The sequence below is a fragment of the Leifsonia xyli subsp. xyli str. CTCB07 genome, assembly GCF_000007665.1.
GTDB classification, from domain to species: Bacteria; Actinomycetota; Actinomycetes; order Actinomycetales; family Microbacteriaceae; genus Leifsonia; species Leifsonia xyli_C.
Genome location: NC_006087.1, coordinates 280,138 through 295,004 on the forward strand (window position 1 = coordinate 280,138; position 14,867 = coordinate 295,004).

Annotated in this window: 14 protein-coding genes, 1 tRNA gene and 1 pseudogene; 12 read left to right on the plus strand and 4 right to left on the minus strand. The window is 68.2% G+C overall.

Features of this window, described 5'->3' with window-relative positions:
• Window positions 1–116 precede the first annotated feature (116 nt).
• The 3 genes from LXX_RS01330 to LXX_RS01340 form a co-directional block, all read right to left on the minus strand.
• The gene (locus LXX_RS01330) at window positions 117–1,610 is read right to left on the minus strand and encodes a catalase (protein WP_011185313.1); all 1,494 of its coding nucleotides are present in this window, start codon (window positions 1,608–1,610) and stop codon (window positions 117–119) included.
• 13 nt (window positions 1,611–1,623) lie between these two features.
• Complete coding sequence (locus tag LXX_RS01335) at window positions 1,624–2,067, minus strand: Fur family transcriptional regulator (RefSeq protein WP_011185314.1); 444 nt, start codon at window positions 2,065–2,067, stop codon at window positions 1,624–1,626.
• Between the two features lie 166 nt (window positions 2,068–2,233).
• Window positions 2,234–3,961 (minus strand): cation:proton antiporter, encoded by a 1,728-nt coding sequence (locus LXX_RS01340; protein ID WP_041766959.1) that lies wholly within the window; start codon window positions 3,959–3,961, stop codon window positions 2,234–2,236.
• Between the two features lie 605 nt (window positions 3,962–4,566).
• On the opposite strand from LXX_RS01340, the gene LXX_RS01350 reads away from it, so the two are divergent.
• The 4 genes from LXX_RS01350 to LXX_RS01365 are packed head-to-tail and all read left to right on the plus strand — an operon-like array spanning window position 4,567 to window position 7,394.
• On the plus strand, window positions 4,567–5,013 hold the full coding sequence (locus tag LXX_RS01350; protein ID WP_041768051.1) for a MaoC family dehydratase N-terminal domain-containing protein: 447 nt from the start codon (window positions 4,567–4,569) through the stop codon (window positions 5,011–5,013).
• A complete protein-coding gene (locus tag LXX_RS01355) occupies window positions 5,013–5,438 on the plus strand; it encodes a MaoC family dehydratase (RefSeq protein WP_041766963.1) in 426 nt (141 codons plus the stop codon). The genes LXX_RS01350 and LXX_RS01355 overlap by 1 nt, the downstream gene beginning before the upstream one ends.
• 34 nt (window positions 5,439–5,472) lie before the next feature.
• The gene (locus tag LXX_RS01360) at window positions 5,473–6,609 is read left to right on the plus strand and encodes a UDP-N-acetylmuramate dehydrogenase (protein ID WP_011185318.1); all 1,137 of its coding nucleotides are present in this window, start codon (window positions 5,473–5,475) and stop codon (window positions 6,607–6,609) included.
• Window positions 6,610–6,665: 56 nt separating this feature from the next.
• Complete coding sequence (locus LXX_RS01365; RefSeq protein ID WP_011185319.1) at window positions 6,666–7,394, plus strand: hypothetical protein; 729 nt, start codon at window positions 6,666–6,668, stop codon at window positions 7,392–7,394.
• Between the two features lie 91 nt (window positions 7,395–7,485).
• Here LXX_RS01365 and LXX_RS01370 read toward each other — a convergent pair.
• Window positions 7,486–9,612, minus strand: a pseudogene (locus tag LXX_RS01370) (RecQ family ATP-dependent DNA helicase).
• A 308-nt stretch (window positions 9,613–9,920) separates the two neighbouring features.
• Here LXX_RS01370 and LXX_RS01375 point away from each other — a divergent pair.
• From LXX_RS01375 to LXX_RS01400, 8 genes are all read left to right on the plus strand, one after another.
• Window positions 9,921–9,993: transfer RNA gene (locus tag LXX_RS01375), tRNA-Trp, on the plus strand.
• A 42-nt stretch (window positions 9,994–10,035) separates the two neighbouring features.
• Window positions 10,036–10,308, plus strand: coding sequence for a preprotein translocase subunit SecE (gene secE / locus LXX_RS01380; RefSeq protein WP_011185320.1), 273 nt, complete (start codon window positions 10,036–10,038; stop codon window positions 10,306–10,308).
• 52 nt (window positions 10,309–10,360) lie between these two features.
• Complete coding sequence (gene nusG / locus LXX_RS01385) at window positions 10,361–11,299, plus strand: transcription termination/antitermination protein NusG (RefSeq protein WP_041766965.1); 939 nt, start codon at window positions 10,361–10,363, stop codon at window positions 11,297–11,299.
• 120 nt (window positions 11,300–11,419) lie between these two features.
• Complete coding sequence (rplK, locus tag LXX_RS01390) at window positions 11,420–11,851, plus strand: 50S ribosomal protein L11 (protein WP_011185322.1); 432 nt, start codon at window positions 11,420–11,422, stop codon at window positions 11,849–11,851.
• Window positions 11,852–11,925: 74 nt separating this feature from the next.
• Window positions 11,926–12,615 (plus strand): 50S ribosomal protein L1, encoded by a 690-nt coding sequence (gene rplA, locus LXX_RS01395; protein WP_011185323.1) that lies wholly within the window; start codon window positions 11,926–11,928, stop codon window positions 12,613–12,615.
• Window positions 12,616–13,002: 387 nt separating this feature from the next.
• Complete coding sequence (locus LXX_RS16480) at window positions 13,003–13,248, plus strand: protease pro-enzyme activation domain-containing protein (RefSeq protein WP_370558459.1); 246 nt, start codon at window positions 13,003–13,005, stop codon at window positions 13,246–13,248.
• Entirely contained in the window at window positions 13,190–13,564 is a 375-nt protein-coding gene (locus LXX_RS15145) for a protease pro-enzyme activation domain-containing protein (RefSeq protein WP_011185324.1), read from the plus strand. The genes LXX_RS16480 and LXX_RS15145 overlap by 59 nt, the downstream gene beginning before the upstream one ends.
• The gene (locus LXX_RS01400; protein WP_223227682.1) at window positions 13,561–14,856 is read left to right on the plus strand and encodes a S53 family peptidase; all 1,296 of its coding nucleotides are present in this window, start codon (window positions 13,561–13,563) and stop codon (window positions 14,854–14,856) included. The genes LXX_RS15145 and LXX_RS01400 overlap by 4 nt, the downstream gene beginning before the upstream one ends.
• The last annotated feature ends 11 nt before the right edge of the window (window positions 14,857–14,867 follow it).

Sequence of the window (14,867 nt, forward strand, 5' to 3'; positions counted from 1 at the left end):
TGCCCGCGACGGCAGCGGGCGCGCGCACGGTCTGCCCCGCCGTCTCGCAGAGGAACGGCGAAGGGCGCCTCGCCGAAGCGGGACGCCCTTCGCCCGGAACGCTCGCCGGAACGGACTCAGCCCGCGACCCCCACGAACTCGGCCGCCTCGTCGGCGTCGGTGACCCCCGACGCGAGCCGTGTACGGAGCAGGCCGCCGAGGCCGGCGTCCACACTCGTCCAGTACTGGATGGCGCGCTCGCGGATGTCGTCGCGCTGCACCCCGCCGACCGCCCCGGCGATCGTGTCGAGGAAGCGCTCTTTGGCCTTGGCGTCGAAGACGTCGCGGTAGAGGGAACCGGCCTGGCCGAAGTCGTCATCCTCGGCGTGCAGAGTGGCGGCGGCGCGGACCAGCGCGCCGTCCGACTCCCAGGAGCCTTCGCCGGCCAGGGCCGGGTCGGCCACCGGGCCGCCGAACGAGTTCGGCGCGTAGACCGGCGCCTCCGCGGCCTTGAAGCCGTGGCGCGCCGCGCCGTCCTGCGAGTAGTTGTGTACCGGCGCGACCGGCGCATTCACCGGCAGTTCGTTGTAGTTCGTGCCGACGCGGTAGCGCTGGGCGTCCGGGTAGGAGAAGACCCGGGCCGTGAGCATCTTGTCGGGGGAGATATCGATGCCGGGGACCGTGTTCGCCGGCGAGAACGCCGCCTGCTCGATCTGGGCGAAGAAGTTCTCCGGGTTGCGGTTCAGCGTGTGGACGCCGACCTCGATCAGCGGGTAGTCGCTGTGCGGCCACACCTTGGTGAGGTCGAACGGGTTGAGCCGGTAGGTCTTGGCGTCCTCGTAGGGCATGACCTGCACGGAGAGCTTCCACGCCGGGAAGTCGCCGCGTTCGATCGCCTCGTACAGGTCGCGACGGTAGTAGTCCGCGTCCTCGCCCGCGATCTTCTCGGCTTCGGCCCCGTGCATCTCCTCGTTGCCGTGAAGCGCGTGGAAGTGGTACTTGACCCAGAAGCGCTCGCCTGCCGCGTTGATCCACTGGTACGTGTGCGAGCCGTAGCCCGGCATGGTGCGCCAGGAGCGGGGGAGGCCGCGGTCGCCCATGAGGTAGGTGACCTGGTGGGCGGACTCGGGGGAGAGCGTCCAGAAATCCCACTGCATGTCCGCATCCCGCAGTCCGGAGCCCGGGAGGCGCTTCTGCGAGTGGATGAAATCGGGGAACTTCATGCCGTCGCGGATGAAGAAGACCGGGGTGTTGTTGCCGACGATGTCGTAGTTGCCCTCGGACGTGTAGAACTTCACTGAGAAGCCGCGGACGTCGCGCCAGGTGTCGGGCGAGCCCTGCTCGCCCGCGACGGAGGAGAACCGCTGCACGGTCTCCGTCTTCGCGCCCGGCTGGAAGACCGCCGCCTTCGTGTACGCCGTTACGTCGCCGGTGACAGCGAACGTGCCGAACGCGCCGCCGCCCTTCGCGTGTACGATCCGCTCGGGGATCCGTTCGCGGTTGAACTGGGCGAGCTTCTCCACCAGGTAGCGGTCGTGCAGGGCGGTCGCGCCGTCCTGGCCCGCCGTGAGCGAGTGGGCGTCGCTGGCGACCGGTGTCCCGGTCTGCGTGGTCGTGTGGTTCTCCGACATAGTTTTCCTCATCTCATTCGGAGCGCGACGGGGTTGCCGCCGTGCTCTCCTGACAGGACGGGCACAGCCTCCAGAACGTCACCTCGGCCGTGTCCACCGCGAACCCCGCCGCCTCCGAGAGACGCAGACAGGGCGCGTGCCCCACAACGCAGTCGACATCCGCCACGGTGCTGCACAGGGTGCAGACGACGTGGTGGTTGTCGCCGATCCGCCGCTCGTAGAGCGCGGGTGAGTGGGCGGGTTCGATCCTCCGCACCATCCTGGTGAGGGTGAGGTCGCCGAGAACGTTGTGGATGTTCTGGATCGACGTGCCGGGCAGTGCGGGCTGCACCGCCGCAAGCACGGTCTCCGCGTCGGAGTGGGGGCGGTCGCTCAGTGCGCTGAGGACGGCGAGCCGTCCCCGGGTCACCCGCAGGCCGGCGGAGCGCAGCGTGTCCTCCAGCTGTGCCGTGTCCATGCGCCGAGCCTATCGGCTTGTTTTGAGCCCATCAAAAAAACTTGGTTTGAGTTCATAAAAAAGAAAAGGTCCGCCTGCGGCTCAGCACCCGCAAGGGCGTCACATCGGCGTCTGCAACGGAGGATGCAAAGCGCTCTGGATCGTCTTCGAGGCAGCTGCTCGGGCGCTACCGTGCGCGCGAACGCAGGCGGGTCTCCTCGATGTCCAGCATCGCCTGCGCCTCGCTCAGGATGCGCGACGGGTAGGCGCCGCGCGAGCGTTCGAGCAGCAGGCGATCGCGCTCGGCGTCGACGACGGCGAGCCGGAGCGTGCGGTAGACATGGTGCGGGCGGGACTCCGCCGGCTCGTCGTAGAGGATGATGCGCTCCCAGGCGGCCTCGGCGCCGAGGTAGGTGGTCTGGCGCACCCGTTCGACCACCTCGGGGTCGACGGGCTTCGCGCTTCCAGAGGTGGCCTCGGGATCGTCCAGCACGGCGAGGCCGGTCTCGCTGAGGTCGTCGAGGAGCTGGGCGAGCAGACGCCGGTCGTCCTTCGCGTCGATGCCCTGCACGCCGAGGGCGCGGATGAGCCCGGGGAGCGTCCCACCCTGAAGCACGAGGCTGACGAACGCGACGGTGAAGGCGATGAGGATGAGCTGCGGGCGGTAGGGGATGTCCGCGGGCAGCGACTGCGCGGCTGCGAGGGTGACGACGCCGCGCATCCCCGACCAGCCGAGGACGATGCCGCCGCGCCAGTCGATCGCCTCCTGGCGGAACTCCTCGAGGTCGCTCCGGTGGCGTTCGTAGCGGAGTTCGGCCCGCTGCTTGCGGATCGCCTGCCAGCGGAAGCGAACGGGATGGTCGCGGAAGTAGCTGATCATCAGCCATTCCCGCAAAACGCTCTTCTCTGCCCGTTCGCCGCGGTGCTTCAAGAAGTAGATGAGCGGGACGATGAGCAGCGAGCGGATGGCGACGAGGCAGAGAAGCCCGACCAGTCCGATGCCCACGGCATCCCACACGCTCAGGACCTCCGGGTGCTCGACATCCGCTATGAGTGTGCGCAGCTCCAGGCCGATGAGCAGGAAGACGCCGTTCTCCAGCAGGAACTGGATGGTGCGCCAGTTGATCTGGTCGGAGATGCGCGCCTGCGCGGTGAAGTGCTTCGACGACGCGTGACCGGTGTACAGGCCCGTGATGACGACGGCGAGCACGCCGGAGCCGTGCAGCGCTTCGGTGGGCGCGAACGCGGCGAACGGCACGATGACGGAGAGCGCGGTGTCGAGCGCGGTGTCGTTGAGCTTCGAGCGCACCCACACCGACAGGAAGCCGACGACGAGACCGATCACGAGCGCGATCAGTACGGCGGAGAGGAAGTCGAGCACGCCGTCCAGGGGAGTCGCGAGCGCGCCGACCGCGGCGGCCAGCGCCGTGCGCAGCAGTACCAGCGCTGTCGCGTCATTGACGAGACCTTCGCCTTCGAGCACGGTCAGCAGGCGCGGAGGGAGGCCCAGCTTGCGGCCGATCGAGGTCGCGGCGACGGCATCGGGCGGGCTGATGATGGCGCCGAGGGCGATCGCGGCGGCCAGGTTGAGGTCCGGCAGCAGCGCGTACAGCACGAACCCGACCGCGAAGGCCGTGATGATGACGAGCACGATCGAGAGCCCGGCGATCGGCGCCAGGTTGCGGCGGAAATCGGTGAGCGGCACGCTGATCGCCGCCGCGTAGAGGATGGGCGGCAGGAGGCCGTCCAGGATGACCTCCGGCGGCACCACGATCTCGGGCACTCCCGGCAGCCAGGAGAGCGTCACGCCGACGACCGCGAGGATGATGGGCGCGGCGACACCGAGTTTGCGGGCGAAGGCGGCGACGCCGACGATCACCGCGACGGCGATCACCGCGTAGACACCGAGTTCCATCCGTCCAGCCTACGGAAAGGGAGCCGTCAGCGTGTCCTCAGACGGTCGCTGGCCGCCGCGGCAGCCGTGGTGGTGGCCGTGGCGGTGACGCGGTCGCGCCGGGTGTCGCCGTGGCTCTCGATGCTTGCGATCCCGGGGTTATCCGGAGACGGCGCGCCGGGCGTGTCCGCTCCGCTCCTCCCTCCGGCGCTCTGGATGTGACACGCCGCGCGACACGCCGCGCTGCTCCCTCCGGAGGTTTCGCGGGCGCCGGTGGTCCCGCGTAATCCCGGGCCTCTCGGGACATCCCGCGCAAAAGTCCCCAACCACTACATGTAGTGGAATGACATTCGTGTCATTCGGGTTATATAGTGGGCAAGTATCGCAAACAGCGGCGACACCGAGACAGCAAGGGGAGGCCATCATGGGTGAGGAAAACGACAGCGTTGGCGGCTACTCGGTTCCCGTGGACCCGATGGACATGCTGCAGTGCGACAGCTGCCAGTAGTCCGCTCACCAAAGCTTCGAGAGCCTCCGGCCGCCACAGGCAGTCGGGGGCTCTCCGCGTTCGGGGCATCCGCCCGTCGCCCCTTCGATTCCGGCCCGGCTCCCCATAGAATCGGATGGTGCCAGTGAATCCAGCGCTCCCGGGGCGCAGCTATCCGCCCACCCCGCCGTATCTCGTGGCCCGCGAGAAAATCCGCGAGTTCGCGAGCGCCGTCTTCGCGACGAATCCGATCAGCTTCGATGTGGAGGCGGCCCGCGCCGCGGGCCACGCCGACCTCGTCGGACCGCCCACCTTCCCGATCGTTGTGCAGGAGTACACCCTTCAGCAGCTCCTCGCCGACCCGGAGGCTGGCATCGACTTCAGCCGGGTGGTCCACGGCGATCAGCGCTTCACCTACACGCGCGCCGTCGTCGCCGGAGACCAGCTGACCGCGACGATGACCGTCACCTCCGTGAAGTCTCTCGGTGCTCACTCGATGGTGACCGCCGAGTCCATGATCGTGGATGCGGGCGGCGAGCACGTCGTCACCGCGATCTCCACCCTGGTCGTGCGAGGAGACGAGTGATGGCCACCCCCGATTTCGACACCTTGGCCGTCGGCGATGTCGTCGCCGAGCGCGCCGTCGACCTCTCCCGCGACTCGCTGGTGCGCTACGCGGGCGCATCCGGCGACTTCAACCCCATCCACTACCGTGACGACATCGCCGCGGCGGTCGGCCTGCCGGGCGTGATCGCTCACGGGATGCTGACGATGGGCCTCTCGGTTCAGCCGGTTGTGGACTGGGCCGGCGACCCCGCCCGCGTCGCCGACTATCAGGTGCGGTTCACTCGCCCGATCGTCGTCGATCCCGCCGAGGGTGCGACCGTCTCGGTGACCGCCAAGATCGGGCAGCTGGAGGCGGAGGCGCGTGTCGTCCGCGTCGACCTGACCACCACCTTCAACGGGGAGACCGTGCTGGGCAAGGCGCAGGTCCGGGTCTGCCTCGCCTGAGCCCGCTCGCCGCCGACCCAGATCAGGACCCGATGTGACCGACCCGCCCGCTCTCTCCGCCCTCACCACGATGCGTGTCGGCGGGACGCCCGAGCGCCTGCTCGAGCCGGCCGATCGAGATGCTCTGGTCGCCACCGCCCGGGAAGTCTGGAGCACCGGCGACGAGTGGCTCCTACTCGGCGGCGGCTCGAACACCATCGCCGCGGACGACGGTTTCGAGGGGACTGTTCTGCGCATCGTCACCCGCGGTGTCGAGCGGCTCGCCGCCGAGAAGGGCCGCATCCGTCTCCGGGTGCAGGCCGGTGAGCCGTGGGATGCGTTGGTCGCCCTGACGGTCCGCAACGGCTGGGCGGGCATCGAGGCGCTCTCCGGCATCCCGGGCTCCACCGGGGCCGCGCCCGTGCAGAACATCGGCGCGTACGGCCAGGAGATCGAGTCGGCGCTGATCGGTGTCGAGTTCCTCGACTACCTCACCGGCGAGGTGTACACGCTTGCGCGCGCGGAGCTCGGCCTCGGCTACCGGACATCTGCGCTGAAGCGAGGGATGGCCGGCGTGGTTCTCTCGGTGGACCTCGAACTCGCCGACCATTCCGTCCCCGGCGGTGTCGGCGCCTCGCTGAGCGCCCCGATCGCTTACGCTCAGCTCGCGGACGCCCTCGCCGTCCCGCTCGGCTCGCGTGTCTCCGTCGACGAGCTGCGGCGTGCTGTTCTCGCGCTGCGCGCGTCCAAGGGCATGGTGCTCGACCCCGCTGACCCGGACTCCGTGAGCGCGGGCAGCTTCTTCACCAACCCGATCGTCTCGGAGAACGTCGCGCGCGCTCTCCCTTCGGACGCTCCCCGCTGGTCTCTCGGCCCGCCCGAGCCGGACACCATCCTCAGCCTCGGCCCCGAGGGCGTCCATCCGCTGGACGTGCCCCCGTTCGCCGCTGGCCCCTACGAGGCCAAGCTCTCCGCCGCCTGGCTCATCGAGAACGCCGGCATCCGCAGCGGTTTCGCGCTCCCCGGCTCGGGAGCCGCGATCTCGTCCAAGCACACGCTCGCGATCGTCAACCGCGGCGCCGCCACCGCCGCCGACGTCGCCCAGCTCGCCTCGTTCGTCCGGGGCCGCGTGCAGGCGGACTTCGGTGTCGTGCTCCACCCCGAGCCGGTGTTGGTCGGCCTCACCCTCTAAGGGGATGCCGGGCGCGCTTTGAGACAACTCTCACACGCGCTCTCTACGCTCGATTCATGGGATTCCTCGATCGACTTCTCGGGCGCGAGGAACCGCGCCGTGACGCCCCGCAGAGCGCAGAGGGCTGGAACGCAGACAGCCAGAGTACACACGGCTCGAATGCGTACGCCCGGAACGCCCCTCAGCCGCCCGCCCGCAGCGACGATGAGATCGCGGTCGAGCGCTACCGCTATCTTCTCCGAACGGCTCCGCCCGAGACCATCGAGCAGGTCCACGAGGAAGCCTTCGCCCGGCTGACCGCCGACCAGCGCCGGCTTCTCTTCCAGCAGCTCAGCGAGGGCGCTCCCGCCGGCGAGCGGCCGCGCGGAGACGACCCCCGCTCCCTCGCTCAGGCGGCGACCCGCTCCGAACTGCGCCAGCCGGGCACCCTTGAACGCTCGCTCGGCGGATCGGGCGGCGGCGTCGGCGCCGCCAGCGGGATGGGCTTCGGCGGCATGCTCGCCACATCGCTCCTCGGAAGCGTCGCCGGATATGTCATCGGGTCGGCTCTGGTGAGCACCTTCCTGCCCACCCCGGGTGCAGATCAGGCTGCGGACGGGACCGCGGAAGACGGCTCTGGGGGAGACGGTTCGGGGGGAGACGGCACCGCTACGGACACGGGCTCGGGCGATGCCGGCGTTGAGACCGCCAGCGCCGACGCCGGCTGGGGCGGTGACTCCGGTGACTGGGGCGGTGGCGGCGGCGGTGGCTGGGATGGCGGTGGCTTCGGCGGCGACTTCCTGTAGCGCCCCCGCACGGGAGGAAGCCGGGCGTTCCCGGTGCTCTGAGGCCGTCATGCTCACATGGGTCTCACTTTCCTGGCGCGAGCACGTCACCTCATTCCCGCAACGCCGCAGAAAACGGCAGCACTACGCTCGCCCCGGCCCGGTGTAGTTCGCGGCCGGCCACCGTGATCGTCCATCGGCTGTCGATCATGTCGTCCACGAGCAGCACCACCCCACCAGCCGGAAGCGCCAGCTCGCGCGCGTCGAAGGCCTCCCACACGCCGGAGAGCCGGAAAGCGCTGTTCCCGCCGGGCCGCTGGCGGTGGCGGCCCTGCGCATCCCGAGAGCCCCGAGAGAGGGCAGACGCCCGATCTCGGCCAGCGCCTGTGCCAGGGACGCCGTGAACACCGGCCGCCGCCGCGATGGCGCAGAGACGACCGTGTCCGGCCGGCGTTCCCATCCCCACTCGCTCAGGACGGAGACGCACGCCTCCACGACATCTGGCGGACACGGCGCGTCCGGGGCATCGGGAGCCAGGAGCTCCCGCAGACGTCCGCCCCATCCCAGATCGGTCAGACGGGCGAGCGCGCGGCCCGGCGCCACCTGTTCGCCGGCTGGGATGCGGCCCTTCACTGGGACGCTGAGACGGTCTGCGCCCGTCGGCCAGAGCTGCCGTGGTTCCACGGCGAATCCCGCCCGGTTCAGAGCCGCTGAGACCGATCCGGTGGCCTCGTCCGCGATCGCCGCCGGATACCAGGCTCCGGCGCAGGAATCGCAGCATTCGCAGGGCTCGGCCCCGGGATCGTCCAGCGCCAGCTGGAGGAACTGCATGCGGCAGCCGTCCGTGCGCTCGTAGTCGATCATCGCGCGCTGCTCCGCCTCGCGTGCCGCCGCGATGCGTTCGTAGCGTTCGCGGGCTTAGGCCCACGGCCGGCCGGTGGACACCCAGCCGCCGGAGACGCGGCGGACCGTTCCGTCCACGTCCAGGACCTTCAGCAGCAGTTCGAGTTGTGGATGTCTTCAGGTCGACCCGGGTCTCGAGCGCCCGCGTCGACTGGGCCGCTTCGGTCAGCGCCGCCAGCAGGGTGACCGCTTTCTCCTCCAACGGCATGGAGGCGGTGGCGAAGTACTGCCAGATCGCTCTGTCCTCCGGGCCCGGCAGCAGCAGCACATCGGCGTTCTCCGTCGCGCGCCCCGCGCGCCCCACCTGCTGATAGTAGGCCACCGGCGAGGAGGGCGCCCCGAGGTGGACGACGAACCCGAGGTCCGGCTTGTCGAAGCCCATCCCGAGCGCGCTGGTCGCCACGAGCGCTTTCACGTCGTTGCGTTTGAGCCGGTCCTCTAACTCTTCGCGCTCGGCGGTGTCGGTCTGCCCGGTGTACGCGTGTACCTCGTGCCCGGCCTGACGGAGGACGCGCGCGGTGTCTTCCGCGGCCGACACCGTCAGCGTGTACACGATGCCGCTCCCGGGCAGTGCGTTCAGATTGCTCACCAGCCAGGCCAGCCGAGCGGTCGCATCGGGCAGGGTGAGAACCCCCAGCCGCAGGGATCGCCGGGCGAGCGGACCGCGGATGGTCATCACCTCGTCCCGCCCCGACGCCGCCCCGCCGAGCTGTTCGGCGACATCCGCCATGACCCGCTCGTTGGCGGTCGCGGTGGTCGCCAGCACCGGGACCTCCGTGGGGAGCGCTGTCACGATTTCCCGTAGCCGCCGGTAGTAGGGACGGAAGTCGTGCCCCCAGTCCGAGATGCAATGAGCCTCGTCGATGACCACCAGACCCGCCCGCGAGACGAGCGTGGGCAGGTGCCGGTCACGGAACTCCGGATTGTTGAGCCGCTCGGGGGAGACGAGCAGCACATCCACTGTGTCTTCGCGAAGCCGTGCGATCACGTCCTCCCACTCGTGCCGGTTCGCCGAGTTGATCGTGAGCGCCAGCACTCCGGCCCGCCCGGCCGCGGAGACCTGGTCTCGCATCAGTGCCAGCAGCGGGGGAGACCAGGATGGTCGGCCCGGCTCCGCGCTCGCGCAGCAGCAGTGTCGCGACGAAGTAGACCGCCGACTTCCCCCATCCCGTGCGCTGGACGACGAGAGCGCGCCGCCGCTCGTCCACCAGCGCCGAGACAGCCTCGTACTGCCCGTCGTGGAAGTCGCGTCTGGCCGGCCCACGAGGTCGCGCAGGTGTTCCAGCGCACGGGCGTGGGTCGATGCGGCGGGGAAGGCTGTGCCGGTGGTGCTCATGGAGCTATCGTTCCAGAGGCCTCCGGCTCCCGTCCCCCTGCGCCCGGATCTGTGGAGGACTCGGGGAACGCACCGGCTTGTGGAGGAGCTTTACGCGTCTTTCCCGTATCCACCGCAACGTCAGGGCGCGAAAGGGGCGGTCCACGGCCGTCCGGCCCATTTTGCGGGGCCGAGACCGTCCCGTACACTGGAGGAAGTGGTTGAATCCGCTAAGCTTTTCCGCGCCCTTTTTTGGAATGCAGACGAGGGCAGTACCACCCTGCTAGCCTTGCTCGAGGAGTTCGCGGAGAAGCCGCGGGCGACTCCCTAGGGCGGTAGCTCAATTGGCAGAGCAGCGGTCTCCAAAACCGCAGGTTGCAGGTTCGATTCCTGTCCGCCCTGCAAGCCGGCATCCTGATGCCGGTCCACGAAAGGTGTAACGAGGTGGTCCGAAAGGTAATCGACGAACCGAGCGAGGAAATCGTCGCCAACGCGAAGAGGGATCGCGCCGCGCGGCGCAATCCTTTCGCGCGGATCGCCCTGTTCATCCGGCAGGTCATCGGCGAGCTGAAGAAGGTCGTCACTCCGACGCGCAAGGAACTCGTGAGCTACACGGGAGTCGTGCTCGTCTTCGTGGTGATCATGATGGCCCTGGTGTCGCTCCTGGACTGGATCTTCGGTCTGGGCTTGGTCTGGGTCTTCGGCAACCCGGCCTAGACCGCCTGCCGGAACGGGCTCCGCCCTCCCCGAAAGAAATGGAATGAATTCAGTGTCTGAGACGAATCGCGATGACGTGGACTGGGCGACCGCTGCCGAGCAGTCCTCCGAAGACGACGAGGCGCAGACCGGCAATGTCCTGGCCGGCGATGAGCAGTCGGTCGACGCCGCCGAACGTGAGGCTCTCCACATCGTCGCCGAGGACGGTAGCGAGGTTGACCTGGACGCGGTTCTGGACGCAATGGCCGAGGCCGTCGATCCCGAGGCCGACCGCGCTGTCGACGAGGCGCTCGAGGTCGACTCCGCCCAAGAGGTCGAAGTCGCAGAAGAGGCCGAAGTCGCTCAGGAGGCCGTCCCGGACGAGGACGAACTCGCCACCGACCCTTACGAGGAGTTCCGCGCCGAGCTCCGCGGCAAGATCGGTAAGTGGTACGTCATCCACTCCTACGCCGGATTCGAGCGCCGAGTGAAGTCCAACATCGAGAACCGCATGGTTTCGATGAACATGGAGGACTACATCTACGAGGTCCAGGTCCCGATGGAGGACGTGGTCGAGATCAAGAACGGCCAGCGCAAGATGGTCAACCGCGTGCGCATCCCGGGCTACGTGCTCGTGCGCATGGACCTCAACGAGGACAGCTGGTCGGTCGTGCGCCACACGCCCGGCGTCACCGGCTTCGTGGGCAACGCGCACAACCCGACCCCGTTGCGCTTCGAGGAGGCCTTTTCGATGCTGAAGAGCCTCGTTCAGGTGGACGCGGCCCCGGCCAAGGGCGCTGCCAAGGGTCAGAAGGCCGCCGCGCGCGTCATCCCGGCCGAGGTCGACTTCGAGATCGGCGAGACCATTACGATCAAGGAAGGCTCCTTCGCGGGCCTGCCCGGTTCGATCAGCGAGATCAAGCCGGAGAGCGGCAAGCTCACCGTCCTCGTCTCGCTCTTCGAGCGCGAGACCCCGGTCGAGCTGAGCTTCGACCAGGTCACCAAGCTCTGACTCGCTCAGCGCGCTGACCACCACAGACTTACAGAACACCGGGTCTCGGAAGGGCCGAGAAACCGGGAGAGCGACGCGGGCCCCGGCCCACCGGCTCGAACACACAAAGAAGGAAGAGACATGGCACCGAAGAAGAAGGTCACCGGTCTGATCAAGCTTCAGATCAACGCCGGCGCCGCGAACCCTGCCCCGCCGATCGGCCCGGCCCTGGGTCAGCACGGCGTGAACATCATGGAGTTCTGCAAGGCGTACAACGCGGCGACCGAGTCGCAGCGCGGCAACGTCATCCCGGTCGAGATCACCGTCTACGAGGACCGTTCGTTCACGTTCGTCCTGAAGACCCCGCCCGCGGCCGAGCTCATCAAGAAGGCGGCCGGCGTCGCCAAGGGCTCCGGCGTGCCGCACACCACCAAGGTTGGCAAGCTGACCCAGGAGCAGGTGCGCGCCATCGCCGAGCAGAAGATGGTCGACCTGAACGCCAACGACATCGACGCGGCCTCCAAGATCATCGCCGGAACCGCCCGCTCGATGGGCATCACCGTCGAGGCGTAAGGCCCCGATCACTCAGCACACTTTCGTGGAAGAGCCGGCCAGGCTCGCACCACATTCTCGTTAAGGAGAAAAACATGGCACAGAAGTCCAAGGCCTACCGGGCCGCGGCCGAGAAGATCGAGGCCGGAAAGTACTACACCCCGACCGAGGCCGTCGCCCTGGCGAAGGAGACTGGTTCCGCCAAGTTCAACTCGACCGTCGAGGTCGCGCTGAAGCTCGGCGTCGACCCGCGCAAGGCGGACCAGATGGTGCGCGGCACGGTCATCCTCCCGCACGGCACCGGTAAGACCGCCCGCGTCATCGTGTTCGCGACGGGTCCGGCCGCCGAGGCCGCCATCGCCGCGGGTGCGGACGAGGTCGGCGGGTCCGACCTGATCGAGAAGGTTGCCGGCGGCTACACCGACTTCGACTCGGCCGTCTCCACCCCGGAGCTCATGGGCCAGGTCGGTCGTCTCGGCAAGGTGCTCGGCCCGCGCGGCCTCATGCCGAACCCGAAGACCGGAACCGTGACCCCGGACGTCGCGAAGGCTGTCTTCGACATCAAGGGCGGCAAGATCGAGTTCCGCGTCGACAAGCACGCCAACGTACACTTCGTCGTCGGGAAGGCGGGTTTCACCGCCGACCAGCTGAACGACAATATCAAAGTGGCTCTCGACGAGGTCGTCCGGCTCAAGCCGTCCGCCGCGAAGGGCCGCTACATCCAGAAGGGCGCTGTGTCGACCACGTTCGGCCCGGGCATCCCGCTGGACGTCAACGCGATCTGATTTTCCCGCGGCGCTCATCGGCGCTTCGGAGTCATGGAAGGGGCCGGACCGGCACACGCCGGGCCGGCCCCTTCGGCATCGGCGGACGCTGCGCACGTTCACGGGGTGATTGGAACAACCTGTCTACCCCACTTGTGGAGGTGGCGGGGACTGGTTTACCATCGACCCGGCGCGCACCGCACGCCGGGTCGCAATCGGGTCCGTCCGAGCGAAGGAATGTTTTTATGACACCTCGCATTACCCCCGCCCCTCGCACGAGGGCACTCAGTATCATCGCTGCCACGGTCGCCGTGGCAGCTTTTTCTTTGACAGGCACCTCCGCGGCGAACGCCACCGACTGGGTGGCCTACGCCAATTCCGTGCCGTCCTGGGCCAGCACCCGGAACGATGCCCGGAGCCGCACCGGCAGATCAGACGTTAGAAGGGGAGATCTCCTTTCCGCTGCGCGATCAGAAGGGCGCGGAAGAGCTCGCCAAGCAAGTGTCGACTCCCGGCCTTCCCGGTTATCGGAAGCCGCTGACGCCCACGCAGTGGATCCAGCGCTTTTCAGCGCCCCAGGCGGTTGTGGGACACGGTGGTCGGCTATCTGAAGGCTTCGGGGCTCACCATAACCGGGGTTCCGGCGAGCCGTGAGTACGTGGTCTTCCGCGGCGCCCCCTCCCAGTTCAACTCGACCTTCAAGACGTCGCTGCATGCGTTTAAGCTCAAGGGTATGCAGGTCGTCGCGCCCGCTTCGGCGCCGTCGCTGCCGTCGCGCATCGGGGCGGAGGTCGCCGGTGTGAGTCTGGACCAGTCGCGCATGCTCACGCGCCCCAACCTGCTCAGTCCGGACGGGCCCCGGTCGTCGAACGAGTCCCAGCTGCGCACCGAGGCTACTCAGAGGGCCCCGCTCAGGACGCCCCCGTCATCGACACGCCGTGCTCGCGCTACTTCGGCGAGCACATTGTGACGGCACCGGCCGCCTACAACGGCCAGACGAAGTACAGCACCGACCTCTTCGGGTATACGCCGAAGCAGCTGCGGAGTGCGTACGATCTGTCCAGCCTGTCCGCCCGCGGCATCAACGGCAGCGGCCAGACAGTCGTGGTCCTCAGCGTGTATGCCAGCCCAATGCTCGTGCGGGATGCCAACAGCTACTCGCTGCGGAACGGCGAGCCCGGCCTGACCGCCGCCACCTACCACCAGATCGTTCCGAAACTGAGCGAGTTCACCGATGTGGGTGAGGGTAAGTGCGGATCGCCGAGCGTACCGCAGACTGAGCAGACGGTCGATATCGAGACGGTGCATGCCATCGCCCCGGGTGCGCGCATCCTCTATGTCGGCGCCACGAACTGCTCTGCCGGCGTGGATCTCGCGATGTCCAAGATCCTGGACAACAAGCTCGCGAACATCGTCAGCAACTCCTACGGCTTTGACGAGAAGACCTATTCGTCTGGCAGCTTCCAGCGCCAGGTCAACCTGGAGCTGCAGGCGGCTGGCGAGGGCATCGGCCTTTACTACGCGAGCGGCGACTACGGCGACAACTCCTCCCCTTCTGAGGCGCCATCGGTGGGATTCCCCACTTCCTCGCCGTTGGCCATTGCGGTGGGCGGGACGAGCCTTGCAATCGACAAGGACGGCCGCCGCATGTGGGAGACCGGCTGGGGCAATAGGGAAGACCTGATCATGAAGAACACCGATGGAAGCCTCGTGCTCGATCAGACGCCGCCCGGGCCGTACTTCTATGGCGGCGCCGGCGGGGGCGCCTCCACGATTTTCACAGCGCCGGATTACCAGCGCGGCATTGTTCCGCTGTCGCTGAGCAAGGGCCACCGCGCCTCTCCGGACATCTCTGGGCTGGCCGACCCGTTCATGGGGTTCCAGATCGGCTACCGCCCGATCATCAACGATGACACCCTCGAGACCGGCCCCTACAAGACCGAGTCCCGGGGTGGAACCTCGGTGGCCACCCCGCTCGTCGCTGCCCACGTCGCCCTCGCGCAGCAGGCGATCGGCGCCACCATCGGGTTCGCGAACCCGGCGCTCTACGCCCTCAACCGCGTCCTACCCAGCGTCTTCCAGGATGTCCTCCCGCAGAACCCGCCGCAGGCTCTGGTACACACGGATTCGGCGAACGGCTACACGTACTTGGTGTCGTTCGATCAGGACCAGGGGCTGAAGACAGAGAAGGGCTACGACCTCGTCACCGGTCTTGGCGGCGTCTCATTCGAGCTGTTCAAGCAGCTGGCGCACTTCCACTGAGTCTGTCCGCG

Excerpts from the sequence above, each read along its gene's own strand:
- LXX_RS01330 (WP_011185313.1), bottom strand. The coding sequence starts at position 1,610 with ATGTCGGAGAACCACACGACCACGCAGACCGGGACACCGGTCGCCAGC.
- LXX_RS16480 (WP_370558459.1), top strand. The coding sequence starts at position 13,003 with ATGCCCGGAGCCGCACCGGCAGATCAGACGTTAGAAGGGGAGATCTCC.
- LXX_RS01365 (WP_011185319.1), top strand. The coding sequence starts at position 6,666 with ATGGGATTCCTCGATCGACTTCTCGGGCGCGAGGAACCGCGCCGTGAC.
- LXX_RS01335 (WP_011185314.1), bottom strand. The coding sequence starts at position 2,067 with ATGGACACGGCACAGCTGGAGGACACGCTGCGCTCCGCCGGCCTGCGG.
- rplK (WP_011185322.1), top strand. The coding sequence starts at position 11,420 with ATGGCACCGAAGAAGAAGGTCACCGGTCTGATCAAGCTTCAGATCAAC.
- rplA (WP_011185323.1), top strand. The coding sequence starts at position 11,926 with ATGGCACAGAAGTCCAAGGCCTACCGGGCCGCGGCCGAGAAGATCGAG.
- LXX_RS01340 (WP_041766959.1), bottom strand. The coding sequence starts at position 3,961 with ATGGAACTCGGTGTCTACGCGGTGATCGCCGTCGCGGTGATCGTCGGC.
- LXX_RS01355 (WP_041766963.1), top strand. The coding sequence starts at position 5,013 with ATGGCCACCCCCGATTTCGACACCTTGGCCGTCGGCGATGTCGTCGCC.